The sequence below is a fragment of the Glycomyces paridis genome (genome assembly GCF_004912155.1).
Classification (GTDB): Bacteria; Actinomycetota; Actinomycetes; order Mycobacteriales; family Micromonosporaceae; genus Glycomyces; species Glycomyces paridis.
Genome location: NZ_STGX01000010.1, coordinates 65,441 through 91,432, shown reverse-complemented (window position 1 = coordinate 91,432; position 25,992 = coordinate 65,441). Strand labels below are relative to the sequence as shown.

The 25,992-nt window shown below is 71.4% G+C and carries 25 protein-coding genes; 13 read left to right on the top strand and 12 right to left on the bottom strand.

Annotation, left to right across the window (positions count from 1 at the left end):
* Nucleotides 1-28 precede the first annotated feature (28 nt).
* Nucleotides 29-796: a type I methionyl aminopeptidase gene (gene map / locus E9998_RS14425; protein ID WP_136530403.1), complete on the top strand. Its 768-nt coding sequence runs from the start codon at nucleotides 29-31 to the stop codon at nucleotides 794-796.
* A 4-nt stretch (nucleotides 797-800) separates the two neighbouring features.
* Here the strand turns inward: map and E9998_RS14420 are convergent, their stop codons facing one another.
* The 4 genes from E9998_RS14420 to E9998_RS14405 form a co-directional block, all read right to left on the bottom strand.
* Nucleotides 801-1,451, bottom strand: coding sequence for a GNAT family N-acetyltransferase (locus tag E9998_RS14420; protein WP_136530402.1), 651 nt, complete (start codon nucleotides 1,449-1,451; stop codon nucleotides 801-803).
* Between the two features lie 72 nt (nucleotides 1,452-1,523).
* Nucleotides 1,524-2,762 carry a molybdopterin molybdotransferase MoeA gene (locus E9998_RS14415; protein WP_420842436.1) on the bottom strand — a complete coding sequence of 413 codons (1,239 nt, stop codon included), beginning with the start codon at nucleotides 2,760-2,762 and terminating at the stop codon, nucleotides 1,524-1,526.
* Nucleotides 2,763-2,816: 54 nt separating this feature from the next.
* Nucleotides 2,817-3,707: a UTP--glucose-1-phosphate uridylyltransferase gene (locus E9998_RS14410; protein WP_136530401.1), complete on the bottom strand. Its 891-nt coding sequence runs from the start codon at nucleotides 3,705-3,707 to the stop codon at nucleotides 2,817-2,819.
* Nucleotides 3,708-3,879: 172 nt separating this feature from the next.
* Nucleotides 3,880-6,117, bottom strand: a complete 2,238-nt coding sequence (locus tag E9998_RS14405; protein ID WP_136530400.1) for a diguanylate cyclase — start codon at nucleotides 6,115-6,117, stop codon at nucleotides 3,880-3,882.
* A gap of 158 nt (nucleotides 6,118-6,275) precedes the next feature.
* Here E9998_RS14405 and E9998_RS14400 point away from each other — a divergent pair, with 158 nt between their 5' ends.
* From E9998_RS14400 to E9998_RS14385, 4 genes are all read left to right on the top strand, one after another.
* The gene (locus tag E9998_RS14400; RefSeq protein WP_204745443.1) at nucleotides 6,276-6,908 is read left to right on the top strand and encodes a 5-formyltetrahydrofolate cyclo-ligase; all 633 of its coding nucleotides are present in this window, start codon (nucleotides 6,276-6,278) and stop codon (nucleotides 6,906-6,908) included.
* 110 nt (nucleotides 6,909-7,018) lie between these two features.
* Nucleotides 7,019-7,336, top strand: coding sequence for an FmdB family zinc ribbon protein (locus E9998_RS14395; protein WP_136530398.1), 318 nt, complete (start codon nucleotides 7,019-7,021; stop codon nucleotides 7,334-7,336).
* Nucleotides 7,337-7,430: 94 nt separating this feature from the next.
* Entirely contained in the window at nucleotides 7,431-7,697 is a 267-nt protein-coding gene (locus E9998_RS14390) for a ribbon-helix-helix protein, CopG family (RefSeq protein WP_136530397.1), read from the top strand.
* On the top strand, nucleotides 7,694-8,131 hold the full coding sequence (locus E9998_RS14385; RefSeq protein WP_136530396.1) for a PIN domain-containing protein: 438 nt from the start codon (nucleotides 7,694-7,696) through the stop codon (nucleotides 8,129-8,131). Before E9998_RS14390 ends, E9998_RS14385 begins: the two co-directional genes overlap by 4 nt.
* Before the next feature lie 145 nt (nucleotides 8,132-8,276).
* Here the strand turns inward: E9998_RS14385 and E9998_RS14380 are convergent, their stop codons facing one another.
* The 4 genes from E9998_RS14380 to E9998_RS14365 form a co-directional block, all read right to left on the bottom strand.
* Complete coding sequence (locus E9998_RS14380; protein ID WP_136530395.1) at nucleotides 8,277-9,230, bottom strand: complex I subunit 1/NuoH family protein; 954 nt, start codon at nucleotides 9,228-9,230, stop codon at nucleotides 8,277-8,279.
* A complete protein-coding gene (locus E9998_RS14375) occupies nucleotides 9,220-9,966 on the bottom strand; it encodes an NADH-quinone oxidoreductase subunit C (protein ID WP_136530394.1) in 747 nt (248 codons plus the stop codon). Before E9998_RS14375 ends, E9998_RS14380 begins: the two co-directional genes overlap by 11 nt.
* Nucleotides 9,967-9,990: 24 nt before the next feature.
* Complete coding sequence (locus E9998_RS14370; RefSeq protein WP_136530523.1) at nucleotides 9,991-10,482, bottom strand: NADH-quinone oxidoreductase subunit B; 492 nt, start codon at nucleotides 10,480-10,482, stop codon at nucleotides 9,991-9,993.
* Between the two features lie 71 nt (nucleotides 10,483-10,553).
* On the bottom strand, nucleotides 10,554-10,940 hold the full coding sequence (locus E9998_RS14365; protein WP_136530393.1) for an NADH-quinone oxidoreductase subunit A: 387 nt from the start codon (nucleotides 10,938-10,940) through the stop codon (nucleotides 10,554-10,556).
* A gap of 538 nt (nucleotides 10,941-11,478) precedes the next feature.
* On the opposite strand from E9998_RS14365, the gene E9998_RS14360 reads away from it, so the two are divergent.
* The 4 genes from E9998_RS14360 (at nucleotide 11,479) to E9998_RS14345 (ending at nucleotide 16,154) form a co-directional block, all read left to right on the top strand.
* Entirely contained in the window at nucleotides 11,479-12,075 is a 597-nt protein-coding gene (locus E9998_RS14360; protein ID WP_204745442.1) for an RNA polymerase sigma factor, read from the top strand.
* Entirely contained in the window at nucleotides 12,072-12,959 is an 888-nt protein-coding gene (locus tag E9998_RS14355; protein WP_136530392.1) for a hypothetical protein, read from the top strand. The genes E9998_RS14360 and E9998_RS14355 overlap by 4 nt, the downstream gene beginning before the upstream one ends.
* A gap of 392 nt (nucleotides 12,960-13,351) precedes the next feature.
* Nucleotides 13,352-15,142 (top strand): 2-oxoacid:acceptor oxidoreductase subunit alpha, encoded by a 1,791-nt coding sequence (locus tag E9998_RS14350; RefSeq protein WP_420842440.1) that lies wholly within the window; start codon nucleotides 13,352-13,354, stop codon nucleotides 15,140-15,142.
* On the top strand, nucleotides 15,135-16,154 hold the full coding sequence (locus E9998_RS14345; protein ID WP_136530390.1) for a 2-oxoacid:ferredoxin oxidoreductase subunit beta: 1,020 nt from the start codon (nucleotides 15,135-15,137) through the stop codon (nucleotides 16,152-16,154). The genes E9998_RS14350 and E9998_RS14345 overlap by 8 nt, the downstream gene beginning before the upstream one ends.
* Before the next feature lie 76 nt (nucleotides 16,155-16,230).
* Here the strand turns inward: E9998_RS14345 and E9998_RS14340 are convergent, their stop codons facing one another.
* On the bottom strand, nucleotides 16,231-17,145 hold the full coding sequence (locus E9998_RS14340) for an IclR family transcriptional regulator (RefSeq protein ID WP_240037624.1): 915 nt from the start codon (nucleotides 17,143-17,145) through the stop codon (nucleotides 16,231-16,233).
* A 555-nt stretch (nucleotides 17,146-17,700) separates the two neighbouring features.
* Between E9998_RS14340 and E9998_RS14335 the strand changes: the two genes are divergently transcribed.
* Nucleotides 17,701-18,873 carry an MFS transporter gene (locus E9998_RS14335; RefSeq protein WP_158299807.1) on the top strand — a complete coding sequence of 391 codons (1,173 nt, stop codon included), beginning with the start codon at nucleotides 17,701-17,703 and terminating at the stop codon, nucleotides 18,871-18,873.
* 140 nt (nucleotides 18,874-19,013) lie between these two features.
* Entirely contained in the window at nucleotides 19,014-19,946 is a 933-nt protein-coding gene (locus E9998_RS14330) for a polyprenyl synthetase family protein (RefSeq protein ID WP_136530520.1), read from the top strand.
* 16 nt (nucleotides 19,947-19,962) lie between these two features.
* Here E9998_RS14330 and E9998_RS25375 read toward each other — a convergent pair whose 3' ends face one another.
* A complete protein-coding gene (locus E9998_RS25375) occupies nucleotides 19,963-20,181 on the bottom strand; it encodes a type II toxin-antitoxin system RelE family toxin (protein WP_158299806.1) in 219 nt (72 codons plus the stop codon).
* Between the two features lie 26 nt (nucleotides 20,182-20,207).
* Nucleotides 20,208-20,468, bottom strand: coding sequence for a type II toxin-antitoxin system Phd/YefM family antitoxin (locus E9998_RS14320; RefSeq protein ID WP_136530388.1), 261 nt, complete (start codon nucleotides 20,466-20,468; stop codon nucleotides 20,208-20,210).
* 241 nt (nucleotides 20,469-20,709) lie between these two features.
* Here E9998_RS14320 and E9998_RS14315 point away from each other — a divergent pair, with 241 nt between their 5' ends.
* Both E9998_RS14315 and E9998_RS14310 read left to right on the top strand, forming a co-directional pair.
* Nucleotides 20,710-21,258: a hypothetical protein gene (locus tag E9998_RS14315; protein ID WP_136530387.1), complete on the top strand. Its 549-nt coding sequence runs from the start codon at nucleotides 20,710-20,712 to the stop codon at nucleotides 21,256-21,258.
* A gap of 164 nt (nucleotides 21,259-21,422) precedes the next feature.
* Nucleotides 21,423-23,615: an MMPL family transporter gene (locus E9998_RS14310; protein ID WP_204745441.1), complete on the top strand. Its 2,193-nt coding sequence runs from the start codon at nucleotides 21,423-21,425 to the stop codon at nucleotides 23,613-23,615.
* Between the two features lie 688 nt (nucleotides 23,616-24,303).
* Here the strand turns inward: E9998_RS14310 and E9998_RS14305 are convergent.
* Nucleotides 24,304-25,860, bottom strand: coding sequence for an HNH endonuclease signature motif containing protein (locus tag E9998_RS14305; protein WP_136530386.1), 1,557 nt, complete (start codon nucleotides 25,858-25,860; stop codon nucleotides 24,304-24,306).
* Nucleotides 25,861-25,992 lie beyond the last annotated feature (132 nt).

Here is a 25,992-nt window from a genome sequence, read left to right as displayed (position 1 = left end):
ACCCGCCGCAGACTCCCGAAGGGCCGCCATGATCGAGCTGTACTCCCCCGCCGAGATCGAGGCGATGCGACCGGCCGGCCGCTTCGTCGCCGCGACGCTGTCCGAGCTGTCGAAGGTCGCCGCCGTGGGCGTCAACCTCCTGGAGCTCGACGAACTCGTCGCCCGCCGCATCAAGGAGGCCGGGGCGGTCTCCTGCTACGTCGACTACCACCCGTCGTTCGGCGCGAGCCCGTTCGGGAAGGTGCTGTGCACCTCGGTGAACGACGCGGTCCTGCACGGCCTGCCGTTCGACTACGCGCTCCAGGACGGCGACCTGCTCAGCGTCGACTTCGCCGCCGAGGTCGACGGCTGGGTGGCCGACTCGGCCCTGTCGGTCGTGGTCGGCACGCCGCGCCCCGAGGACCTGCGGCTCATCGACACCACCACGCGGGCGCTGGAGGCGGGCATCGCCGCGGCCGTGGTCGGGAACAAGCTCGGCGACGTCGGGCACGCCATCGCCACGGTCGCGCGCGGCGACGGCCTGGGCGTGAACACCCAGTTCGGCGGGCACGGCGTGGGCCGGACCATGCACGGGGACCCGCACGTGCCCAACGACGGGCGTCCGGGCCGGGGCATGAAGCTGAAGCCGGGCCTGGTCATCGCGATCGAGCCGTGGTTCCTGCACACGACCGACGAGATCCGCTACGACCCGGACGGGTGGACGCTGCGCAGCGCCGACGGCTCGCGCGGCGCGCACATGGAGCACACGATCGCGGTCACCGAGGACGGCCCGATCGTGCTCACCGCGCGGGACTGAGCGCTCAGACGTCGCTCTGGTGCTGGGGCCGTTCGGCCTCGGCGCGTTTGAGGCGCTCCATGCGGTCGATCATCCGCTCGGACGCGATCTCCTCGGCGGTGACGGCGTACCCGTAGTGGTCGCGCCAGTCGCCGTCGATGTACAGGTACCGCTTGTGCAGGCCCTCGCGGCGCAGCCCGAGCTTCTCGGCGACCCGGTTCGAGGGACCGTTCTCGGGCCGGATGTTCACCTCGACGCGGTGCAGGCGCCCGACGGTGAGCGCGTGGTCGACCACGAGCGCCAGCGCGGTCGCGGTGATGTTGCGCCCGGCGTGGCCGCGGTCGATCCAGTAGCCGGCGTACGCCGAGCCGAAGGCGCGGCGCACGATGTTGCCGACGGTGAGCCCGCCGACGAGGTCGCCCTGCCAGCAGACGGCGAGCGGCCAGCTAGTGCCGTCCTTGACGGAGCGTTTGAGGCCGCGGACCATCGCGCGGAAGGCGGCCGGGGAGTGGGCTTCGTGCCAGGTGGTGCCGGTGCCCGGTTCCCAAGGGGCGAGCCAGGCTTCGTTGGCGCGGCGCAGTTTCGACCAGCGGGCCGCGTCGGAGCGTCGAAAGGGCCTGACGCTCACGTCGCCGTGGTCGAGGTGCACCGGCCATCCGGGGTTGGAAAGGGTCATCGGTCTGGGTCCAACTGCGGTTCACGGCGTCCGGCCATCAGTGGCCGTCCGCCTGCGTGTCTATGGGGTGGGTCATCGGTTCCGATCCAGCAGCAGCACGTCGACCGTCGACCCGGCGGGCACCCGGGTGGCGTTCTCGCCGACGGTCATCAGGCCGGTGGCCTCGGCGAGTCCGGAGAGCGTGTAGGAGGTGGATCCCAGTGGCGCCACGGTGTAGCCGCCGCCGCGCCGCTCGGCGACGCGGACGGGACGGAACTCCCGCAGCCCGCTCGGTGAGGATACGGGCTCGGTCAGGTTGGCGCGCACGCTGGGCCGGAAAACGGGTTCGGCCCCGGCGAGGCGCTGGATGAGCGGCCGGGCGATCACCTCGAAGGCGATCGTGGCCGCGACGGGGTCGCCGGGCAGGCACACGACGGGGACCTCTTCGGGGCCGATGGTGCCGAAGCCCATGGTCTCGCAGAGGTACACGGCGATCGGCGCGAAGTCGACGGCGCCGTCCCGGGAGAAGGTGCGCCGGACCATGTCGCCGGGGCCGGTGCCGGTGCCGCCGGTCGTGATGACGAGGTCGGCGCGCAGGATCTGGTCGTCGAGGACCGAGCGGAGCGCGTCGGGCTCGTCGTCGCAGATGCCGACGCGGTAGGCGTGGGCGCCGGCCTCGGAGGCGGCGGCGGTGACGAGGTGGGAGTTGACGTCGATGAGCTGGCCGGGCTGGGAGGGCCGGCCGGTGTCGACGAGTTCGTCGCCGGTGGCGATGACGACGACGCGCGGGGTCGGGCGGACCACGACGTCGGCGATCCCGGCCGCGGCCAAGAGCCCGACGAGCTGCGGGGTGACGCGGCGGCCCTCGTAGGCGAGGATCTCTCCGGAGGGCCGCTCGGAGCCCATGCGGCGCACGCCGTGCCCGCGGCGCGGGACCTGGCGGACCTCGACGGTGGCCATGCCCTCGTCGGTCCAGGCGAGGGGCACGACGATGTCGGCGCCGACCGGGAGCGGTGCCCCGGCGGCGACGGAGAAGCAGGTGCCGGCCACCAGGCGCACGGGGCGCCAGGAGGAGGCGGAGAGGTCGCCGAGGACTTTGAGGCCCACGCCGCGTTCGGCGCTGGCGCCGCCGATGTCGTCGGCGGCGCACGCGTAGCCGTCGATGGCGGCGTAGTCGAAGGCGGGGAGCGGGCCGGGGTTGACCGCGTTCTCGGCCAGCACCGACCCGGTCGACTGGGTCATGTCGATGTCGACCGGGGGCAGGGGTCGGACCAGGGCCAGTGCCTTCGACAGGAAGTCGGCCAATGGCGTCGCCTCGCCGGTCCCCTTCACTCCGCTTCCCCCCGTCGGTCAGTTCCTCATCTGCGGCGCATCGCGGCCGCCGGCTCAGTCAAGTGTCGCACTGAATGCGCGCAGCCAGGCGTTGAAGCCGGGCAAGTCGTCGCGCTCGCTGGCGAGTTCCACCAGGGTCTGGAGGTACGCGACGGGTTCTCCGGTGTCGTACCGCCGACCCCGGTAGACCACCGCGTGGACGGGGGTTCCCTTGGCGCGCATGGTGTCCATCGCGTCGGTGAGTTGGATCTCGCCGCCCGATCCGGGGCCGGTGCCCTCCAGGACGGGGAAGATCGAGCCGGGCAGGACGTAGCGTCCGATGAGGATGAGGTTGGAGGGCGCGTCCTCCAGGGCGGGTTTTTCGACCAAACCGGTGACCTCGACGACGTCGGGGTCGTCGGTGGCCTGCACGGCGGCGACCCCGTAGCGGGAGACCTGGTCGTCGGGGACCTCCACGAGCGCGAGGACGATCCCGCCGGTCTCGGCCTGGAGGTCGATCATGCGCGGCAGGAGGCGGTCTTCGAGCGGGTAGAACTCGTCGCCGAGGAGGACCGCGAAGGGCTCGTCGCCCACATGGGACGCGGCGCGGCCGACGGCGTGGCCGAGGCCCTTGGCGCCGCCCTGGCGGATCGCGGTGATCTCGGCGATGGACTCGGGGGCCTTGACGGTCGCGAGCATCGCGTCCTTGCCCTTGGCGCGGAGGGCGTTGTCGAGGTCGGCGCGCGCGTCGAAGTAGTCGACCATGGCGTCCTTGCCCGGCGCGGTGACGAGGGTGACGTCGTCGGCGCCCGCGGCGGCGGCCTCTTCGACGATGTACTGGAGGACCGGCTTGTCCACGATCGGCAGGAGTTCCTTGGGGATGGCCTTCGTGACCGGCAGGAAGCGGGTGGCGAAGCCGGCCGCGGGGATGACGGCTTTCACGGCGCGAGGCGAGGTTGCAGACATACCGCGAGGGTATCGTGCACACGCTCCGTCAGATGTCGGCCACCCTGCCGAACAGCGGGTGAACCTTCGGCGTTCGAGCGTCCGTCGAGTTAGGAGCATTGCGGGCCGGTGGCGGGCTCAGACGGCCACGTGCCAGGTGCCGCTCCGGAGCGTCGCGGGACCGGCGGCGGGTTCAGACCGCGACGCGCCACGTGCCGCGCCCGGCGGCCTTCGCGGCGTAGAGGGCCTCGTCGGCGGCGGCGAGAACGGCGGTCGCGGTGTCGGCGTGCTCGCCGAGGACGGCGATGCCGATCGAGACGCTGATGCGCAGCTCGCGCGTGTCGGCGCCGTCGTGGACCTTGAACGGGCGGGCGGCCACGGCGCGCCCGAGCCGCTCGGCCACGACCTCGGCGCCCACCGCGTCGGTCTCGGGCAGCAGCACCATGAACTCCTCGCCGCCGTGGCGGAAGGCCAGGTCGACCTCGCGGATCTGCGCGGTGATGCGGCGGGCGAGCTCCACGAGGACCTGGTCGCCGACCGGGTGGCCGTACGTGTCGTTCACGGTCTTGAAGCGGTCGAGGTCGATCGCCAGCAGCGCCGAGGGCCGCTGGTAGCGGCGGGTGCGCTCGGCCTCGCGGCGCAGCGAGGTCTGCATGACCCGGTAGTTCCACAGGCCCGTGAGCGGGTCGGTGAGGCTCAGCCGCTGGGCCTGGCGGTGCAGCAGGACGTTCTCGACCGCGACCGAGGCCTGACCGGCGAAGGTACGGAGCGTGTCGACGTCCCCCGGCTCGAAGTCCTCCCCCGCGACCCGGTTGTACACGACCAGGACGCCGAGGACGCCCCCGTCGGTCCGCGGCGCGCTCCCGAACTCGGGCTCGCCGGGCGCACGGCCGTCGCCGTACGGGACGGCGGGATGCTCGGCGGGCCGGTCCCCGTTGTCGCGGTCCGCTTCGATGAGGCGACTCGCGGCCCGGTCGCCCGAGGGCGGACGGGCCGTGGTGCGGTCGGGATCGGCGAACTGGCGGCCGGCCCGGTCGGCGTCCACGGTGTGGCGACCGGTGGTGCGGTCGCGGTCGACGGGTCGCGCAGTGGTGCGGTCAGGATCGACGAACTGGCGGCCGGTGCGGTCCTGGTCGATTGACTGGCGACCGCTACTGCGCTCATGGTCAACGGGCTGGCGCCCGTTGAACGGCACCGCGACGACCGTGCGGGCGTCCGGTTCGGTGTCGACGCGGTGCCACTCGCCGAAGCGGCCGTCGACGATGCGGCCGTGGGCGGGGACGCCGCTGGCGGCGATGGAGCCGAGGATGCCCTCGCCGATGCGGATGGTCGCGGGCTGGTCCAGGCCGAGGTCGCCTTCGCCGGCGCGTTCGCGCAGTTGGTCGGCGTCGTCCACGTCGACCAGGAGGATCGCGCCGGCCTCGGCGCCGGCGGTGACCATCGCCGTGTCGAGGATGACCTCCAGGATGCGGTCGAGGTCGAGGGTGGCCGTCAACGTCTGTCCGAGGCGGCCGAGCTGGCCGCGCATCTGGTCGCGGGAGGAGGTGAGGGCCTGGACGTAGGCCTGGGTCTGGGCGGTCATGCGGTTGAAGGAGAGCGCGAGCTGCGCGACCTCGTCGCGCCCGTGCACCGGCACCCGGACGTCAAGGTCGCCTTCGCTGACGCGCTCGGCCGCCGCCGAGAGCTCCGCCAGGGGGCGCGTGGTCGAGCGCGCGAGCCAGGTCGCCAGGCCCATCGCGAGGATGGTCGAGGCGGTCACCATGGCCGCGAGCGTCCAGTACATGGGGGTGACGTCGGTGGCGACGGTGCCGATGCGCAGGGGAAGGAAGGAGTCGGTGTAGTCCCAGCGGCCGACCTCCTCGGCGCCCGCGTGGAGCGGACGCTCGCGGTTGTCCTGGAGGACCAGGTCAGCGTCGGCGACCAGCGCCAGGCGGCCCAGGAACTCGCGGTCGACGATCCGGAAGGCGCTGAAGACGGCGGTCGTCCCGTCGGTGCCCTGGACCTCGGCCTGCGCGCCGAGCGCCACGATCGGGCCCTCGCCCGCGTAGGCGGCCGACTCGCCGCAGTCGACCCAGGCGCCCTCGGGGGCCTCCGCGCCGACGTCCTTGCCGGGGTCGGTGCCCGCCTCGTCGAGGCTGGTGAAGACGACGCCGTCGACGACCTTGCGGCCGACCACGAGCTGCGCCATCTCCACGGCGGTCCGCTCGCCGCCGCTGCTGTAATTGAGCGCGACCGCCGCGGCCGAGGCCTGGATGCGCTCGCACACCGTGCCGAGGGTCGAATCGACCATCGTCACCGCCGAGTTCGCCAGCGCTTCGCCCCGGGAGTCCGCCAGATGGGACATGACGGCAGCGACGAACACGGCCCCCACCAGGACCGGCCCGAGCACGACGACGAGGAACGCCGTGGTGAGCCGTGAGCGCAGCGACACCGAAGCCCCCTCAAGTTCACTGCTTAGAAGACTACCTAGAGCAACCGATCGGATACGACCCGGCATGAGGTTTTCCCACGGTCTGGCCGAAAGTACGATCATGGTCGGCTGTTCGGTGGAATCCTCCCAGGTAAATGACGCCAAGGAAGGGATTTTCGATGCTGGAGACGAAGCCCGCGACGCGGACGCGACTGCTCGCCGCACGCACCTCGACGCCCGGCGCCGAGCGCGGCCGGGCCGACCTGGAGACCTGGAAGGCCTTGCGGGCCTTCCTCATCGAATCGGTCGACGAGGGTGCGACCATCGCAGCCTACCGGCCTTTCGGCGCGGAACCGGGAGCGACACTGGAACCCGAACTGCCCGAACGGCTCACGGTGGTCTACAAGGTGCTGCTGCCAGTGCTGTTGCCCGACAACGACCTCGCCTGGGAGGCTGTCGGACCGCTTGGGACGCAGGAGGAGGGCGCGGATTCACCCTTCGGGGGGCCCGCGGCGGGCGGCGCGGGGCCGGACGGGGAGAACGGCGGTCCTTCGAACGCTCGACTGGCCCCCGAGGCGGTCGGCGAGGTCGCCGCGGTGATCGTCCCGGGGCTCGCCGTCTCACATGACGGGATGCGGCTCGGTCGCGGCGGGGGCTCGTACGACCGGGCGCTGGCGCGGGTCGGTCCGGGGGTGCCGGTGGTGGCGCTGCTGCGCGACGACGAGTTCGGCGTCCCGGTCCCCGCCGAGCCGCACGACCGCCCGGTCACCGGCGTGGTCACCCCCGGGCGGGGCTTCGTCTCGCTGCGGTGAGGGGTGATGCGGATCGCGGGGCGCGTGTGAGCCGGACGGATGGGATTAGCACTCCCGGTTGTTGACTGCTAATGTCGATCGGGATCCGTGTTGAATGCTGGAGGTTGGACGTGCCCGTCTACGAATACCGCTGCAAGGAGTGCGGTTACGAGTTCGACAAGCACCAGTCGTTCTCGGAAGCCCGCCTCACCGACTGCCCGAGCTGCGAGGCCGTGAACTCGCTGCGCAAGGTCTTCGGGAACGTCGGCGTCACCTTCAAGGGCAGCGGCTTCTACCGCACCGACTCGCGCTCCACCGGTTCCAGCTCGCTCAGCTCGAACGGCTCCAAGAACGGCGCGAAGGCCGACTCGAAGCCCAAGTCCGAGTCGAAGCCCGCCGCGAAGTCCGACGCGAAGTCGGGCTCGGGCAGCGCCGCCAAGGCGGCGTAGCACCCTCAGACCACGACCGGCCCCGCTTGGCGGGGCCGGTCTTTTCGCGTCTTAGAAGCAGCATGGCAACGTATGCCGGTGGTAGCATATGAATATGGCTAAGAAGCGCACCATGGTCTACGCGGACGAGGAAGACCTCGCGATCATCAAGGAGGCCGCGAAGCGGTACGGCGTGTCCGAGGCGGAGATCATCCGCAACGCGATCCACCGCGCCGCGATGTCGAGCCGCATCTGGGAGGAGCCGTTCTTCACCCGGACGTCCAAGCGGCTGGTGGAGCGCGACGAAACCTTCAGCGAGGCCAGGGAAGCGGTCTGGGACGAGCAGTACGAGAAGTACCGGCGGATGCGGGACGAGCGTTGATCGTCGTAGTCGCCGACACCTCGGGGCTCATCGCCGCACGCAGCGCCGACGACCCGGCGGGCCCCGGCTCTCGGGAGGCGCTCCGGCAAGCAGGCCATCTGGTGATCTCTCCGCTGCTGCTCTCGGAGTTCGACCACCTGGCCACTCGCGAGTTCGGTCGGCCCGAAGCGATGCACGCGATCGACGACCTCCGTGCTCGACTGGACGACCGCCGCGCCGAGATGCCGCTCATCACTTCGCGAATGCTCGCCCTCGCACAGGACATCCGCAGGCAGTACCGCGACTTGGACCTCGACCTGACCGATGCGGTGAACGTGGTGATCGCCGCCGAATACGAGACCGACGCGATCCTGACGCTCGACCGCCGCGACTTCCGAGCGATCAAGCCTCTGGCGCAGTTCAAGGCGTTCCGGCTGCTCCCCGACGATCTGTAAGCCGGAGGGCAGCGCCGCCTAGCGGCTTGAGGCGACTCGGGCGCCGTGTGAACTTCAGCCGGTGTCGGGCGTGCAAGCGGTCGGCACCGGTTTTTTCCGTGTCTTCGTTCGCGCCGGGGCTTCGGTTCGGCGGCGGTCCTGCGGCTCAGATCGCGAGGGCGACGGTGGTGGTGAGCACGAGCTGCGCGAGGGCGATCGGGACGAGGCCCTTCCAGCACAGCGCCTGGATCTGGTCGACGCGCAGACGCGGCCAGGCCACCCGCAGCCAGATGACGACCATCGCGAGCGCGCCGGTCTTGAGGAGCGTCCACAGCCAGCCGAGCGATTCGGGGCCGGGGCCGCGCCACCCGCCGAGGAACAGGACCGAGGTGAGCGCGGCGATGACGACGATGCCGACGTACTCGGCGAGCAGCAGCAGCGCGAAGCGCAGCCCGGCGTACTCGGTGAGGTAGCCGAAGACGAGTTCGGAGTCGGCGATCGGCGCGTCGAACGGCGGGCGGCGGATCTCGGCGAGCCCGGCGGTGAAGAACACGAGCGCGGCCGGTGCCTGCCACAGCAGCCACCAGGGGTTCCATGCCTCCACGATCCCCGGGAGGCTCAGCGTCCCGGCCGCGACGGCGATCGAGGCGGCGGCGAGCACGAGCGGCAGTTCGTAGGCCATGAGCTGGGCGGCGCCGCGCAGGGCGCCCAGGAGCGTGTACTTGTTCGCCGAGGACCACCCGGCCATGAGCACGGCGATGACGCCCACGCCGACGAGCGCGATCACGATGAACAGGCCCATGTCGAGGTCGGCGCCCACGAGGTCGCCGGGGCCGAGCGGGATGAACAGCAGGACCAGGAGGTAGGGCAGGAGTGCGACGGCCGGGGCGAGCTTGAAGACGGGCTTGTCGGCGGCGTCGGGGACGAGGTCCTCCTTCTGCGCGAACTTGACGCCGTCGGCGATGAGCTGCGCCCAGCCGTGGAAGCGCCCGGCGTGCATCGGTCCGAGGCGGCCCTGCATGTGGGCCATGAGCTTGTGCTCGGTCTGGCCGACGACGAGCGGCAGGACGAGGAACGCGGCGAGGACCGCGAGCGTCTTGACGGCGATCTCAAGCAGCATCGGGACCGGGCCCTTCGGGGGCGCCGGGGGCGGTGCCGTCGGCTTCGGCGGGCGAGCCGGCGTCCCCGTCGGTTGCGGCGCTCGCTCGACCCTCCTGCGGCCGGGCCGGGCGCGCGGTGGCGGCCTTGCGCGGGCGTTCGGTGCGGGGCTCGCGCGGGACCGTCCCGTCTGCGGTTGGTGCTTCCGCTTGGGCCGCTTCGGGTTCGAGCCAGTTCTCCGGGACTCCGGGCGGGCGTTTCGGGGCGCGTTTGCGCGCCGTGCCGTGGCCTTCGCCGGGTTCTTTCGCGCCGGGCCAGGGCTTGACGACCCGGGAGGCGAGGACGAAGTCCTTGCGGAGGGGGTGGCCCTCGAACTCGGGCGCGAGCAGCAGCGGTTCGAGGCCGGGGTGGCCGGGGAAGTCGACGCCGAACATCTCGTGGGTCTCGCGCTCGTGCCAGTCGGCGCCGGGGTAGAGGTCGACGACGGAGTCGACGGCGCCTTCGGTGAGCATGGCGCGCAGCAGCACGCCGCGCCGCCCGGCGACCGACCACAGGTGTGCCACGATCCGGAAGCCCTCGGGGCCTTCGTCCACTGCGGAGAGCCAGTCGAAGAAGTCGCAGCCGATCTCGTCGCGGCACGCGCGCACGGCCTCGTGCCAGTCCTTCGCGTCGACGTCGGCGACCGCGCGGGGGCCGTCCTCGCCGAGGTCCTCGACGCCGAGCGCCGAGCGGACCCGCTGGAGCCAGGGGTCGTTCACGGTCGCGACCTCCGACCCGAATTCCTATGCGGTTCGGTCACCGGGCCTCCTCAGCGGCGGGCGCAGACTCGGCTTGCGCAGCGGTTCGGCGGCGATCCGCTTCTGGAGTTCGCCGATGCCGTGGAGCAGCGCCTCGGGGCGCGGCGGGCAGCCGGGGATGTAGACGTCCACGGGGATGATCTGGTCGACGCCCTTGGTGACGCAGTAGGAGTCCCAGTAGGGTCCGCCGGAGTTGGAGCAGGCGCCGAAGGAGATCACGTACTTCGGCTCGGGCATCTGGTCGTAGAGCCGCTTGACGGCCGGTGCCATCTTGTCGGTGACCGTGCCGGAGACGACCATGAGGTCCGCCTGGCGCGGGGAGTGCGCGAAGGGGATGACGCCCAGGCGCATGAAGTCATGGCGGCTCATCGAGGCCGCGATGAACTCGATGGCGCAGCAGGCGAGCCCGAAGTTGAAGACCCACAGGGAATAGCGCCGGCCCCAGTTGAGCACGAAGCGGATCGGTTCGCCCGCCATCGCGAGCGTGCGGGCCGCGGCCGAGTCCTGCTCCGCGGACTCGCGGCCGGGCCTGGCCGGGAACGGCAACCTCACCGCCATCGCAGCACCCCCTTGCGCCAGGCGTAGGCGAGCCCGAGGGCGAGCACGCCGACGAACACGCCCATCTCGGCCGCCGCCGCGGTCCCGAACGCGCGGAAGACCACCGCCCACGGGAACAGGAACACCGCCTCGACGGCGAAGAGCACGAACAGGAACGCGTACACGTAGTAGCGGATCTGCACCTGGGCCCAGTCGCTCCCGACGTGGCCCGGGGCCGACTCGGGGTCGACGCCGCACTCGTAGGTCCCGCCCTTCGCGGCCGAGGGCGCCGACGGGCGCAGGACCCGGTTGGCGGTCATGGCCGCGGCGACGAACGCGAATCCGGCGAGCAGCAGCACCCCGAAGACCGCGTAGTCGCTCAGCCGTGAGGTGTCCATGGCCACAGCCTAGTGCCGCGGCGGGCCCGGTGGAACCCGCGCGGAGCGGGTTTCGGCGCCGTTCGCGTTCCAGGAGGCCCGAAGTGGATCGAAGCGGCGCCGGACGCAACCGCGGGCGCTCCGCGAACGTGTGTTGTACGAAGAGGATTCACGCCGAAGGCGGCCCGTCGGACCCCGACCCGCCCGCGTGGAGGCACGAGGAATGGGATCGAGCATGACCGCCGTCAGCGCCCCGACGCTGCACCGGGACCCGTCGCGGCCCGCCGACGCGGCGACCCGCCCGGAGCGCGAGGACGCTCCCGGGAGCGGGCCGCTGACCGCCGCCGCGCCCGCGTTCGATCCCGAGTTCGACGCTCTGGTACGCGACTGGACGGCGACGGACGGTGACGAGCCGGGACCGCTCGGCGGCGCCGCGATCGGCGCGGGGGCGACCCCGCCTCGCGTCTGCGCCCATGCGACAGCGACAATGGTTGCCGCCGGACCCGAGCAGCGGGGCCCGAACCGTGCCCTTGTCCCCCCTAAATGCGCTGGAGCGGATGTGCGAACGGAGGCGGAGTTCACCGACCTCTACGAGAAGCATTTCTCGGAGCTCGCCGCCCAGGTGTGCGCATATCTCGGTGACGCCACCGAGGCGCAGGACCTGGTGCAGGAGGCGTTCCTGCGGGCATGGCAGCGCTGGGACCGGGTCGGCGGCTACGAGGAGCCGGTCGCGTGGGTCCGCCGCGTCGCCTGGAACCTCGCCACCAGCCGCCACCGCCGCAACCAGGTGGCGCGCAAGTTCCTCCAGAAGTCCTCGGCGCCCGAGCCGGCCCCCGCCGCGAGCCCCGACCACGTCGCGCTCGTCGCCGCGCTCAAGCAGGTCCCGGCCAAGCGCCGCCAGGCGCTGGTCATGCACTACATGGCGGACATGACGATCGCCGCGATCGCCAAGGAGACCGGCGCCCGCGAGGGCACCGTCAAGTCCTGGCTCCACCGCGGCCGCAAGGAGCTCGCCGCGCTCATGCGCGAGGAGACCCCGGCGCCGCCGCACGACCCCGACACCATGCCCATCCGCATCCGGCGCGGCATCACCGGCGCCGCGAAGGTGCCCCGGCCCGCGGGCCGCCGAGCTTCCGTGAGGGAGGACCGCTCATGACCACCGACCCCCATGAGGACGCGGCGGTCGCCGCGGCCTTCGCGAACCTGCGGGCGGCCTCGTCCGAGCAGTTCCCGCCGCCGCCGGTCGACGAGCTCATCATGCGCGGCCCGGCCGCGCTGCGCCGCCGCCGGCTCGTCTCGCTCGCCGCCGTCCTCGGCGCGTGCACCGCGGTCACCGCGGGCGGCTTCGCCGTCGCGCAGACCCTCGGCCCGCTCACCGGCGGGGCCGGCACCACCGGGACCGGCGCGGCCACCGTCACGGCCCCGGCCTCCGACGACTCGCCGAGCGCCTCCCCCGGCGACGGCGCCTCCCCGCAGACCGACGAGGGCGCGGCCCCCACGACCACCCCCGCGGCCCCCGCCGACGACCTCGCCGCGCTCATCGTCGAGGGCCCCTTCGAAGGGGACTGGGCCGAGCCCTGCGGGTCCGGCCCGCAGGAGGCCGACTTCACGACCTGGGTGATCACCGCCGAGACCGGCTGGAGCATCACCGCGGTCGCCGAGGGCGACGCGGACGGCGACGGCGAGCCCGACACCGTCCTGGCCCTCACCTGCGACGGGCGGACCGGCGTGGCCGCGTTCGCCATGCAGGACGCCGACGACGAGCAGGTCCTCGCCTCCTTCGCGTGGGTGTGGCAGCCCGACGGCGACCACGAGGCGACCGGGATCGCCGCCGTCGAGGACGGTTCCGTCACGGTCGAGGGCACCGACGCCGCCGACGCGGCGTGGACGGTCCACTACGAGTGGGACGGCGAGGCGTTCGTCCTCGTCGAGGCCCCCGCGACCACCGACCCGACGCCGACCGAGTCCACCACGAGCGCGAGCCCGGCCGAGACGCCGAGCACCGACGCCGCCGCCGCGAGCACCTCCAGCGGGTCCTGAAAGGGCCGACCGGGCGGGGTCGGATGCCCGACTCCGGCGTGTCGCGACGCCCCCTCCCGTTCCACGATCCGAGACGATCGGACCGCTCGGATTCGGCGCCGACGCGACCGAAACCAGAGGTCTGGGTCACTGCCGGGCCGAAGGCGTCCCAACAGGTGAGCCGAAACGCACCGAGTGGTGTCGCCTACATCGCGCCCGCCTTGCGGGGTTGGCATCCCGCGGCGGCGCCCGCGTAGCATCGCTACTAGCAGACCTGGCGGAGCCCCGCTCCCCCAGCCCGAAGCGCCGCAGTCCCTGCGTGCCCCCATAACCCGCATGAGGAGAACTAGGTGAATACCGTCCGGCAGCTCGACCGGGTCGTCATCCGCTTCGCAGGGGACTCCGGCGACGGGATGCAGCTCACAGGCGACCGCTTCACCGCGGAGACCGCGAAACTCGGGAACGACCTGTCGACCCTCCCGAACTACCCCGCCGAGATCCGCGCCCCCGCCGGGACGCTCCCGGGGGTGTCGAGCTTCCAGATCCACTTCGCCGACACCGACATCCTCACCCCGGGCGACCAGCCCGAGGTGCTCATCGCGATGAACCCGGCCGCGCTCAAGGCCAACCTCGGCGACCTCAAGTCGGGCGGCACCATCGTCGTCAACACCGACGAGTTCACCAAGCGCAACCTCACCAAGGTCGGCTACGCCGCCAACCCGCTCGAAGACGGCTCGCTGGAGGACTACCAGGTCCACCCGGTCGCCCTCGCGACCCTCACCATCGGCGCCCTCGCCGAGTTCGAGGTGAGCAAGAAGGACGCCGAGCGGTCCAAGAACATGTTCGCCCTCGGGCTCGTCTCGTGGATGTACTCGCGCCCGATCGAGGCGACCGAGGAGTTCCTGCGCGGCAAGTTCAAGGCCAAGCCGCTCATCGCCGAGGCGAACATCGCCGCGCTCAAGGCCGGCTGGAACTACGGCGACACCACCGAGGCCTTCGCGGTCCGGTTCGAGATCCCGCCGGCGAAGCTCACCGCGGGCACCTACCGCAACATCACCGGCAACACCGCGCTCGCCTGGGGCATCACCGCCGCGGGCGTCGCCTCCGGGCTGCCGGTGTTCCTCGGCGCGTACCCGATCACCCCGGCCAGCGACATCCTCCACGAGCTGTCCAAGCACAAGCGCTTCGGCGTCACCACCGTGCAGGCCGAGGACGAGATCGCCGCGGTCGGCGCGGCCCTGGGCGCCTCGTGGGGCGGGGCGCTCGGCGTCACCACCTCCTCGGGCCCGGGCATCGCGCTCAAGTCCGAGACGATCTCCCTGGCCGTCTCCCTGGAGCTGCCGCTCCTGGTCGTCGACGTGCAGCGCGCCGGCCCCTCGACGGGCCTGCCGACCAAGACCGAGCAGGCCGACCTCGTGATGGCGATGTTCGGCCGCCACGGCGAGGCCCCGATCGCCGTCCTCGCGCCGCAGTCCCCTTCGGACTGCTTCGACATCATGCTCGAAGCCGCGCGGATCGCCCTGACGTACCGCACCCCGGTCATGGTCCTCTCCGACGGCTACATCGCCAACGGCGCCGAGCCCTGGAACCTGCCCGAGACCGCCGACCTCCCGGACCTCTCGGTCGACTTCGCGACCGAGCCGAACGGCGTCGACAAGGCAGGCGAGCCGGTGTTCCTGCCGTACCTGCGCGACCCCGAGACGCTCGCGCGCCCGTGGGCCGTCCCCGGCACGCCCGGCCTCCAGCACCGCATCGGCGGGATCGAGAAGGCCGACAAGACCGGCGACATCTCCTACGACCCCGAGAACCACGACCACATGGTGCGCACCCGCGCGGCGAAGATCGCCGGGGTCACCGTGCCGGACCTCGAAGTGGACGACCCGGGCGACGCCGACGTGCTCGTGCTCGGCTGGGGCTCCACGTGGGGCCCGATCGGCGCCTCGGTGCGGGGCCTGCGCGAGAAGGGCGTCCCGATCGCGCGGGCGCACCTGCGCCACCTCAACCCCATGCCGAAGAACACCGCCGAGGTCCTCGCGCGCTACAAGCGCGTCGTGGTGCCCGAGATGAACCTCGGGCAGCTCGCGCTGCTGCTGCGCGGGAACTTCCCCGGGACCGACGTGGTCGGCTACAACAAGGTGCGCGGCCTGCCGTTCACCTCCAACGAACTCCAGGACGCCCTTGAGGAGGTCATCAAGAATGGTTGACGTCAAGCTCGACGCCCCGAAGCTCAAGGCGAAGGACTTCAAGTCGAGCCAGGAGGTGCGCTGGTGCCCCGGCTGCGGCGACTACGCCATCCTCGCCGCCGTCCAGTCGTTCCTGCCCGAGCTGGGCCTCGAACGCGAGAAGATCGCGTTCGTCTCCGGCATCGGCTGCTCCTCGCGGTTCCCGTACTACCTGAACACGTACGGCATCCACTCGATCCACGGCCGCGCCCCGGCCATCGCCACGGGCCTGGCGGTCTCGCGCCCCGACCTGTCGGTGTGGGTCGTCACCGGCGACGGCGACGCGCTGTCGATCGGCGGCAACCACCTCATCCACGCGCTGCGCCGCAACGTGAACCTGAAGATCCTGCTGTTCAACAACCGGATCTACGGCCTCACCAAGGGCCAGTACTCGCCGACCTCGGGCGCGGGCACGCTCACCAAGTCGAGCCCGATGGGCTCGGTGGACTCCCCGTTCAACCCGCTGTCGCTCGCGCTGGGCTCCGAGGCGACCTTCGTGGCCCGCACGCTGGACTCCGACCGCGCGCACCTCCAGGAGGTCCTGCGCGCGGCGGCCGAGCACGAGGGCTCGGCGTTCGTGGAGATCTACCAGAACTGCCCGATCTTCAACGACGGCGCGTTCGAGGTCCTCAAGAACCCCGAGACCCGCGACGAGTCGCTCATCCGCCTCCAGCACGGCGAGCCGATCGCCTTCGGGGACAAGGTCGTCGTGCAATCGGGCTACGGGCTCCAGGTCAAGGACGCCGCCGAGGTCGACCCGGCCGACGTCGTGGTCCACAAGTCCGACGTGGACGACCCGGCCTACGCCTTCGCGCTCTCGCGCCTCTCGGGGGTCGCGCTCGACCACACCCCCATCGGCGTGTTCCGCAACGTCTCCCGCCCGACCTACGACCAGGGCGTCCGCACCCAGGTCGACGAGGCGGCCACCGGCGTCGACCGCAAGGAGGCCCTCGACCGCCTCCTGCACTCCGGCGACACCTGGACCGTGCTCTAACGGTCCGAGCGCTCAGACGCGAAGCGAAACGGCCGGACCCGAGGGTCCGGCCGTTTCGTCGTCGGTGAAGCGATCGTCAGAGGAGCGGTTGGAGTTCGGCCGCCGCCGCTCGGAGGCGTTCGGTGAGGATGGGCCAGGTGGACCTGATGTCGTCCAAGGGCATCGCGACGGCGAAGACGATGCGCTCGTCGGGGGCGTCGCCCTCGCGGATGACGACGCCCGCGCAGGCGACGCCGTCCTTGAACTGGCCGATCTCGGCGTACACGCCGGACTCGCCGTAGACGGCGAGGTCGTACTCGAACGCGTCGGGCTCGGTGAGGGTGTGCCCGGTGAACCTGCGCATCCCCGCCGAGCGGAGGAAGCGGGCGCGGTCCATGGGCTGGAGGGTCGCCAGGAGCGCCTTGCCGAGCGCGGTGGCGTGGGCGCCGTCGTCGAAGCCGACGATGAGGTCCTCCACGTGCGGGCTGCGGTTGCCCTCGATGACGTCGGTGACGGCCGGGCGGCCCTCCACGAAGCGGGCCACGAAGGTCGAGTAGCCGGTCTCGCCGGACATGCGGCGCATGTACTCACCGCAGGTGCTCGGGCCGGCCATCGCGCGGGTGAGTTCGGAGTAGCGGTCGGAGACTTCGAGGCCGAGCGAGTAGCGGCCGGATTCGTCGCGGCGCAGGTACCGCTCGTAGACGAGGGTGCGCAGCAGGTTGTAGGCGGTGGCGCGGTTGAGGCCGCACTCGAAGGCGATGCGGGGGGCCGAGACGCCGTCGGCGTGGCGGCCCACGAGCTCCATGATGCGCAGCGCCCGCTGGACGCTCTGGATCATCTTGGTCGGTTCGACGCGCTCGGCCGGGAGGGAACCGATCGGCTTGGGCGGCTTGGGCTTGCGCCGCTCGCCGCGGGGCCTTCCCAGTCGCGGTCCGTCCGCGCGGGATCGCGCGCCGAACTCCTTCGGGTCGCCTCCACGCGATTCGTCGCCTGGTCGCCGCTGCTCCACCATGCCGCCGCTCCAATTGCACACCGTGACCTGACGGGTCGGCGCCGGGTGCGGCGCCGGCCAGGTCGGCCGTGATCTAACTATATAAACAACAGCCGGTTGCGTCACCGTCGCATACAAGGCAGTATCGAAGTGTCAGCACCGTTCGCGGTCCGGCTCACGCCGGTCGCGGACAACCCGCGGCGGCGATGTCGAGTCCCCACCAAACTTCCTCGTCGCCACCGCGGAACATTCGAATAACCGAAACGCGGCGGCTCCCTCCCACCAGGGCCGCCGCGTTTCGTCTCCCCATGCGAGGGAAGGCGATGCGGCAGCGGATTCCCAACGGGCCCGGCCGGTGACGCCAGGGCCAACAGTTGCACACGCTGCGTGTGCGAGTCAAGACCGTTCACTCGTATTAGGTACACATTCCGGGCGATCCGGTCGGTCTGGGCAGCGGCGATCCGGCATCGCCTCAGGGCGATCCGGTCGGTCCCGGCGGGCGCGATCCGACCGCGCGCTTCGGGGCACATGAGCGGAAATCGGGTCGAGCCGAGCGCTTGGAGTACGGTTGCCAACGTGCCCGCCTCCACCACCGCCCCCGCCGGCCCCAGGACCGCCACCACCATCACCGCCGCCATGAGCGTCCAGGTCGCCGCCGTGCTCCCGCTCTTCCTCTTCGGCGGGCTCGCCGTCCAGGTCGCCGACGAACTCGGCATGAGCGTCAGCCAGATCGGACTCGTCACCGGTCTGTACTTCGCGATCTCCGCGCTCACCACCGTCCCCTCCGGACGCCTCGTCGACCGCTTCGGCGCCCTCGTGACCGCCCGCGTCGCCGTCGCGCTCTCCGCGACGGCCCTGCTGGGCATCGCGGCCTTCGCCCGCGAGCCGATCGTCCTCACCGCGTTCCTGGCGCTGTGCGCCCCCGCCAACGGCCTCGGACAGCTCGCCTCCAACACGGTCCTCACCGAATGGGCGCCGGTGCGCGGCAGGGGACTCCTGTTCGGCGCCAAGCAGGCCTCGGTGCCGCTGTGCATCATGATCGGCGGCCTCTCGGTGCCCGCCGTCGCGCTCACCCTCGGCTGGCGCTGGGCCTTCGTGTTCGGCGCCGCCATCGTCCTCGCCGCGCTCCTGCCGCTCGCCGGACTCGGACGCCCGCGCCCGCGCGAACGTGTCGCCGCCGCCAGGCCGCTCGACGTGACGCTGCTGCTGTTCGCCGTCGCGACCTTCCTCGGGGCCACCGCCGCGACACCGATCGGCTCGTTCCTCACCACGTACACCGTGGACATCGGCGGGTCCGAGAGCTTCGCGGGCCTCAACCTGACGATCGGCGGCATCGCCGGGGTCATCGCCCGCACCGGCTTCGGCGCGGTCGGCGACCGGGGGAACGGCAAGGAGTTCCTCGTCATCTCCCTCATGCTCCTGGGCGGCGCGGCCGGACTCGCCACGTTCCTGTTCGAACTGCCGTGGCTGCTGCCGCTGGGGACCGTCTGCGCCTACGCGCTCGGCTGGGCCTGGCCGGGCCTGATGAACCACGCCGTCACCAGCCGCTACCCCGACGCGCCCGCGCTCGCGACCTCCGTCACGCAGACCGGGATCTTCCTCGGCGGCGCCATCGGGCCGATCAGCTTCGGCCTCCTCGTGCACCACGCCGGGTGGAGCGCGGGCTGGATCGCGGTGGTGGCGGCCATGTCCGCGTCGGCCCTGTTCATCGCCGCCGGCAGCGCCTCGGCCGCGAGGGCCCGGCATTGACGGATCTCGCTGCGGCCCGGCCGACTCCCCGTTCCCGCGCCGTGCCCGCGCCCGGTGCCACACGATAAGGTGAGCCTGTGGTGACCACCCGACGTGCGCAGACCGCGCTGACCTTTACCGACGAGGCCTTCGCCGACGAGATGCGCGCCTCCCTCGAACTGGTCGAGGAGCGACTGCTCAAGGCCGTCGACACCGACCAGCCGCTGCTGCGCCAGTCCGGGTCCCACCTCATCCGCGCCGGCGGGAAACGCTTCCGCCCCATGCTCACCCTCGCGTGCGCGCACCTGGGCGACCCGAACCGGCCCGGCATCCTCGACGCCGCCGTCGCGCTCGAACTGACGCACCTGGCGACCCTGTACCACGACGACGTCATGGACGAGGCCCTCCTGCGCCGCGGCGCCCCGAGCGCCAACGCCCGCTGGGACAACTCCATCGCGATCCTCACCGGCGACTACGTCTTCAGCCGCGCCGCCGAGATCATGGCCGAGCTCGGCACCGAGGCCGTGCGCCTCCAGGCCGCGACCTTCGCGCGCCTCGTGCGCGGCCAGATCAACGAGACGATGCCGATCCCCGAGGGCACCGACGCCGTCGAGTGGCACCTTGAGATCCTCTCCGAGAAGACCGGCTCGCTCATCGCCACGTGCGCGAAGTTCGGCGCCTGGTTCGCGGGGGCCGACGAGCCGACGATCGCCACCGCCGAGGAGTTCGGCGAGGTCATCGGCGTGGCCTTCCAGATCGCCGACGACATCATCGACGTCGAGTCCGACACCTCCGGCAAGACCCCCGGCACCGACCTCCTCGAAGGCGTCCCGACCCTCCCGGTGATCTACGCCCTCGCGGGCGACGACCCGGCCGACACGCGCCTCCGCGAACTCGTCTCCGGCCCGGTCCCCGAGTCGGACCTGGACGAGGCCCTGGCGCTCTTGCGGGCCTCCAAGGCGCTCACGCAGGCGAAGGACACCCTCCACCAGTACCAGGAGCGCGCCCGCTCGCTCGCCAAGGCCCTCCCCCAGGGCCCGGCCCAGAAGGCCCTGGTCGACATCTGCGACTACATGCTCGAACGCGACGCCTGAGTGCGATCCGCGCTCGTCACTCGCTTCGCCCGACGTTTTCGACGCCGATGACGCTCAGCACCTCGTCGATGCGATAGAGGACCCGCCACGCGCCGACGCGCGCGCGGCGGTAGTCGGGCCCCCAGGCCACCGAACCCGCCGGGCGGGGGTCCTGCTCCAGCGCGTCGAGGAACTCCAGCAACTCCTCAAGCTCCTTGTGGTGGGTTGCCATGAAGCGGGACACCTGCGAGACCACGGCGGGCTCCCACTGCACCGTGTACCTCACTGCTCGGCGGCCCTGGCCGCCGCTTCGCGCAGCAATCGCTTCGCGTCCTCGTGTCCGATCGGCTGCACGCCCTGGGCGCGGGCGAGTTGACCTCGGAGGGCCGCGATGGTGTCCTCCATGTCCTCCCAGTCGCTGAAGTTCACGACCATGGCGATGGGCCGGTCGTGGTCGGTGATCACGGTCTGCTGGTGCGCGGCGGCGCGGCGGACGATGTCGCCGAGTTTCGGCCGCGCCTCGGTGATGGTGTACGTCATCATGCAACTACATTAACATGAGATGCATCTTGGCTCGGAGGCGTGAGCTTCGGTCGTGAAGTGTGTTCCGGGTCGCACCGGGGGCCCGGGGGTGGGACGGGTTCGCTATGGTTCAAGGACCGCTTTCCCCAGGAAGCGCCCCCTGGTACGGCCTTGGCGCCGTGCCGCGATCCAGTCGAGACCGGGCCGTCGAACGGCCTGGACGCACCTCCGGCGCGCCGTCGCCCGCCGAGAAGGGAGCGCAGTGCGACCCAGCCATGCCGGGCCCCCTGCCAAGCCGAAGACCGTCCTCGCCGCGCAAGGCGTCATCTGGCTCCAGTTCGCGGCCATCCTCCTGGTCTACTCGATCGGCCTGCGGTTCCTGTTCGACGCGACCAGGTCCGACTCCAGCCACGAGACCATGCTCGACGTGGTCGGCTCGATCGGCCTCGACAACATCGTCACCATTCTTCTCAGCGTCGCCATCACCGTCTCGATGCCCTTCATCGCCACCCGCCTCGGCCAGCGCCGCGCGCACGCCGTCAAGGCCGCCTGGTGGGCCCTCGCGATCGTGCCTCTGGCGATGTACGCCTGGATCCTCGGCCGCGCCTACTTCGCGACCTTCCCCGACGAGGCCCCGTTCTTCATGAGCGCCGCCGCAATGCTCCTCGTCTGCGGCTCCTTCCCGACGGCCGCGCTCCTGCTGCTGCGCACCCGAGGCGCCCGCGCCTGGTTCGCCGCCGAAGAGCTCTTCGAGGAGATCGACCGCGAACTCTCCGAGACCGGCGAACTCGAAGCCGTCACCGCCAGGTAATCGACGCCCGAACGCCGCGGGGAGCCGGGCTCCCCGCGGCGTTCGCCGTCTCCTTGCCCGCGTCGGATGCACTGCGGCCCTTGCCTTGTGGGGGTACACCCCACCAAGCGAAGTCCGGCCTGCATCAATGTGCCCGGCCCGAGTTCCGTTTAGCGTCGGCGTACATGACCACCGCAACTTCGCGAACCGCTCCCCCGCCGGGCGCCGGGACGGGACGCCGACCGTTCACCGTGCGCATCGCCTCCTGGAGCGCCGCCAACCCCTGGAAGGCCGTCCTCGCCTGGGCGCTCTTCGTCGCCCTGTGCTTCGGCGCCGGCGCCATGGCCGGCACGAAGCAGGTCGCGTTCTCCGACTACTGGATCGGCGAGGCCGGCGAGGCCGAGACCATCGCCCTGGAGCACGGCCTCGACGCACCCGCGGTCGAGCAGGTCCTCATCACCTCCCCCGAAGGCGCCCTCGACCCGGCCGCCGCCGAAGCCGCCGCCGCCGAACTGCGCGAGCGCATGAGCGCGCTCGACGAGGTCGCGGAGGTGGCCGAGCCGGTCACCGCCGACAGCGGCGACGCGGTCATGGTCGCCGTGACCATGTCCATGCCCGCCCACGAGGCCGGCGACCACATCGACCCGCTGCTCGCGGCCACCGCGTCGGTGCAGGAGTCCCACCCCGGCCTGGCGATCGACCAGACCGGCTCCAAGTCGCTCTCGACCGAGCTCAACGACCAGCTCGGCACCCAGCTCGCCCAGGTGGAGCGGTTCACGCTGCCTCTGACGCTCCTCATCCTGTTCGTCGTCTTCGGGTCGCTCCTGCTGGCGGGCGTACCGCTGGCGCTGGCGGTCACCTCGATCGTCGCCGCGCTCGGCGCGTACGCGCTGAGCTCGCACTTCTTCCCCGATGCCGGAGGCGCGGTCACCAGCGTCCTCGCGATGATCGGCATGGCCGTGGGCGTGGACTACTCGCTGTTCTACCTCAAGCGCGTGCGGGAGGAGCGGGCTCGCGGCGGCGGGGCCGACCCCCTCGCCGCCTCGGTCGAAGCGGCCGCCGCCACCGCCGGGCGCACCATCGTGACCTCCGGGATCGCCGTGATCGTCTCGATGGCGGGGCTGTACCTCGTCGACGACGTCATCTTCTCCTCGATCGCCACGGCCTGCATCATCGTCGTCGCCATGGCGATGATCAGCTCGCTGACCGTGCTCCCCGCGCTGCTCGTCAAGATCGGCCGGCGCCTCGACGGCGGCAGGCTCCTCAGGCGCCGCGCGAAGCCGGGCCAGGGCCGCGGCTGGTCGAGGGTCCTGCGGCCCTCCCTGCGCCACCCCGTCGCGACGGCCGCCATCGGCACCGCCGTCATCGTCGGCTTCGCGACTCCGGCGCTGGCCATGACGACGAGCGTCGAGGGCAAGGAGTCGTTCCCCAAGTCGCTCCACACGATCGCGACCTACGACGCGCTCGTCGCCGAGTTCCCCGAAGCGGGGCTCACGCACTCGGTGGTCGCGGAGGTCGGGCCCGGGGACGGCGCCGCGCTCGCAGAAGCCGTGGCGGAGTTGGAGGAGCGGACCCGGGGGAACGCGCTGTTCGCCGAGACCGACGCGCCGCGGATCAGCACCGCTCCCGACGGCACGGCGGTCCGGCTCGAACTGCCGATCCCCTACGCCACCAGCGATCCCCGGGCCGAGGAGTCCCTGGAGCTGCTGCGCGGCGAACTCGTCCCGGACACCGTCGGCCGGATCGAAGGCGCCCGCTACGCCGTCTCCGGCGAGCCCGCCTACTCCGCGGACTACTCGGCGCACCAGGCCGAACGGCTGTTCCTCGTGGTCGCGTTCGTGCTCCTGGCGACCCTCGTCGTCATGCTCATCGCGTTCCGGTCGCTCGTCTTCGCGCTCGTGAGCATGGGCCTGAACCTGCTGTCGAGCCTGGCGGCCTGGGGCGCGCTGGTGCTGGTGTTCCAGCACACCTGGGCCGAGGGCCTCCTCGGCTTCGACTCGCCCGGGTTCATCGGCTCGCGCACGCCGCTCATGGTGTTCGCGATCCTCTTCGGCCTCTCACTGGACTACCAGCTGTTCGTGATGAGCCGGATCAAGGAGGCCTCGCTGCGCGGCCTCGCACCGACCGCGGCGATCCGCCAGGGCATCCTGTCCTCGGCGAGCGTGGTCACGAGCGCGGCGCTGATCATGATGTCGGTGTTCGTGGCGTTCGTCTTCATCGACCGCATCGAGATGAAGCAGCTCGGTTTCGCGCTGGCGCTGGGCGTCCTGCTCGACGCCGTGGTCGTGCGGGTGATGCTGCTCCCGGCGCTGATGGCGATGGTCGCCCGGGCCGGGCGCTGGCCCGCGAGCTGGCGGCCGCGGGTCGCCTCGCGTTAGTCGGCGGCGAAGCCCCGGGGAGCGTGCTCCCCGGGGCGGACAGGGAGGCGTTTGAACTGGTGGAGGTGGGCGATGGCCTGCTCAACCACCCAGCGGATGCGTCCGAGTCCGATGATCGTGTTGCGGCCGCGCTGCGGGATGATCGGCCCTGCGCTTGGACCTCAGCCAGTCACGCAAGGCTGCCGAGTCGTAGCCGCCGTCGGCCAGGATGGCATCGGGCCGGCGCCTTGGGCGTCCGACGCGGCCCGCGACGGGAGGGATCGCATCGACCAGATTCCGAGCCCGCCGACCGGTGACAGCGGCGGCATCGCCTCCTGGACCGATGACGCGCGACCGAACAGAGGCGACCAAGGCCGCCCGGCGAGCTGAGGGCCGGATTGGGCCTCGGTCACTGCGTCAGCGACAACGAGGTGCCGCTCTCCCCCCGCCCGCACTCCGGCCGACCGGTCACCTTCAATCGCGGTTCAAACAGGCAGCGACAAAAGGGTCGCCACTCTCTTCCGCCCGCACTCCGGCTGACCGGCTCGTGCGGTTCGGCGCTCAAGCGGGCAGCGACGACTCAGCGGGAATCGAGGTCGGATTCCGTTGCCGGGCACGACGAGGGGCCCGATCCCATGCGGGATTCGGGCTGGAGGCCTTGATGCGGTGCGCCTTCCCCCCGCCGGGATCGCAGCCCCGGCGGGCGGGTTCAGAACGGTATGAGTTCTTCGGCGGAGTTCCGCTCCCCGTAGATCGGGGGCGGCGGTGCCATCGCTCCGAGTTCGATCACCGGAATCTCAGTCGCATTCGCCCTCTTGCGCCGACCCTGCCAGATCGGGTCTTCGAAGTACTCCCGGCCCTGCTCGACCTGCTCGAGTTTCACTTGCAACCCCGGCTTCATCGCCTCGGACCACTCCGAAGCGAAGAGCCCGGTGGGGAAGACGTTCGCCTCGTCATGCTGGAAGGCCTCGTCCAAGTCCGCATCGGTGCGCCAGTCGGAGCAGCCGCACTCTCGGCCGGCAATACCGATCGGGTGGTCGTGGTGGGTAATGACCGCCTGGCCGGGGTCGGTCTTCTCGACCGTCCAGCCCTCCGTGTGGAGGCGGCCGTGGTGGAAGCGGCACAGCAGGATCAGGTTCTCGGCGTTCGTGTCGCCGCCGTCGGCCCAGTGCGCCAGGTGGTGGGCTTCGCACCACGAGACGGGGCGGTCGCACCCGTGCCAGGCGCAGCCGCCCTGCTGCTCAAGCTCCAGTTTGCGGCGCAGCGCCGTGTTGGGAAGGCGCAACGCCCTGCCCAGTTCCACGGCTTCACCACGGGCGTAGTCGAACACCGAGGGGATCACCAGGGCCTCACAGGCCAGGAGCCGGGCCTGGGCCACCGAGATCGGCTCGCCCTCCAAGATCGGTAGGCGGCCGGTGTCCTTCCCTTGAAGGGTCTCGATGTCCACGACCAGATCCAGAGTGGCGGTGTGCCCGTGGCGGGTCGCCGCCTGCGAAGAGGAGCCGTACCCGGCGATGAGCTGGTGCAGCGCCTCGGCGTTGCGGTTCGCCTGGGGAGGGAGGACGCCGTACTGGTCGGTCTCGTCGTCGCGCGGGGGCGGGCAGGCGGTCTTCAGGTACTTGTCGAGCAGGCGGCCGGTGTCCGAGGACAGGAGGCCCGAGAGCGCCCACATCCCGCCTTCCTCGATCTGTTGGACCTCAAGGTATTGCAGGGACTTCTCGCCGAGACCGTCGAGGAGTTCGACTTCTTCGGCCAGGCCCGCGTGGAGTTCGGTGAGGTGTCGGCGCAGTTCCCGGTAGGGGGCGTGGGCGGCGAACTCGACCACGAGCGCCTCGGGGGTGGCGCAGGAGACCGCCGCGTCGAAGGGGGAGGCAACCGGAGTCCGGAAGGGGGTGCGGGCGAACAGGGCGGCGGCGGGGGTCTTGTGCAGCTGGTTGACGGCGTAGGCGACCTGGTCGATCCGGGCGTAGCCGTTCAAGGCGGCCTCGGCGAGGCGGTCGAACTTCGATGCGAGCTTGGCGATCGAGGCGATGTTGCCCGCTGCGGAGAAGGTGAAGTCGAAGGTCGAGACCAGCCAGTCGCGGTGGGCCGAGAAGCCGTCGACTTCACGGTGCACGTTGCCTTCGAAGGCGTCCATGACCAGTCGGAGCGCCGTGGCGTAGACGCCGTTGATCAGAGCCGCGCTGTCGTCGAGGGAGGCGTGGAGGGCCCGGGCGGCTTCGCGTCGTGCGGTTCGGTCCTGGGGAGTGAGTGTCTTGGCGGCCATCGGGTTCACCTCCTACCTGTTCTCGAACGGTCCGCTTGTTTTGTAGTTCAATAGTAACCCTGTGCAATTGATTGATCCACTTTTGACAGTGAGATTTGGGCCATACTTTGCACCTCTCCCGTTGGCGCGCAG

Bases quoted from the DNA above. Each gene is read 5' to 3' on its own strand.
- map (WP_136530403.1), top strand. From the start codon at position 29: ATGATCGAGCTGTACTCCCCCGCCGAGATCGAGGCGATGCGACCGGCC.
- E9998_RS14420 (WP_136530402.1), bottom strand. From the start codon at position 1,451: ATGACCCTTTCCAACCCCGGATGGCCGGTGCACCTCGACCACGGCGAC.
- E9998_RS14410 (WP_136530401.1), bottom strand. From the start codon at position 3,707: ATGTCTGCAACCTCGCCTCGCGCCGTGAAAGCCGTCATCCCCGCGGCC.
- E9998_RS14400 (WP_204745443.1), top strand. From the start codon at position 6,276: ATGCTGGAGACGAAGCCCGCGACGCGGACGCGACTGCTCGCCGCACGC.
- E9998_RS14390 (WP_136530397.1), top strand. From the start codon at position 7,431: ATGGCTAAGAAGCGCACCATGGTCTACGCGGACGAGGAAGACCTCGCG.
- E9998_RS14380 (WP_136530395.1), bottom strand. From the start codon at position 9,230: ATGCTGCTTGAGATCGCCGTCAAGACGCTCGCGGTCCTCGCCGCGTTC.
- E9998_RS14370 (WP_136530523.1), bottom strand. From the start codon at position 10,482: ATGGCGGGCGAACCGATCCGCTTCGTGCTCAACTGGGGCCGGCGCTAT.
- E9998_RS14365 (WP_136530393.1), bottom strand. From the start codon at position 10,940: ATGGACACCTCACGGCTGAGCGACTACGCGGTCTTCGGGGTGCTGCTG.
- E9998_RS14355 (WP_136530392.1), top strand. From the start codon at position 12,072: ATGACCACCGACCCCCATGAGGACGCGGCGGTCGCCGCGGCCTTCGCG.
- E9998_RS14350 (WP_420842440.1), top strand. From the start codon at position 13,352: ATGCAGCTCACAGGCGACCGCTTCACCGCGGAGACCGCGAAACTCGGG.
- E9998_RS14345 (WP_136530390.1), top strand. From the start codon at position 15,135: ATGGTTGACGTCAAGCTCGACGCCCCGAAGCTCAAGGCGAAGGACTTC.
- E9998_RS14340 (WP_240037624.1), bottom strand. From the start codon at position 17,145: ATGGTGGAGCAGCGGCGACCAGGCGACGAATCGCGTGGAGGCGACCCG.
- E9998_RS14330 (WP_136530520.1), top strand. From the start codon at position 19,014: ATGCGCGCCTCCCTCGAACTGGTCGAGGAGCGACTGCTCAAGGCCGTC.
- E9998_RS14320 (WP_136530388.1), bottom strand. From the start codon at position 20,468: ATGATGACGTACACCATCACCGAGGCGCGGCCGAAACTCGGCGACATC.
- E9998_RS14310 (WP_204745441.1), top strand. From the start codon at position 21,423: ATGACCACCGCAACTTCGCGAACCGCTCCCCCGCCGGGCGCCGGGACG.
- E9998_RS14305 (WP_136530386.1), bottom strand. From the start codon at position 25,860: ATGGCCGCCAAGACACTCACTCCCCAGGACCGAACCGCACGACGCGAA.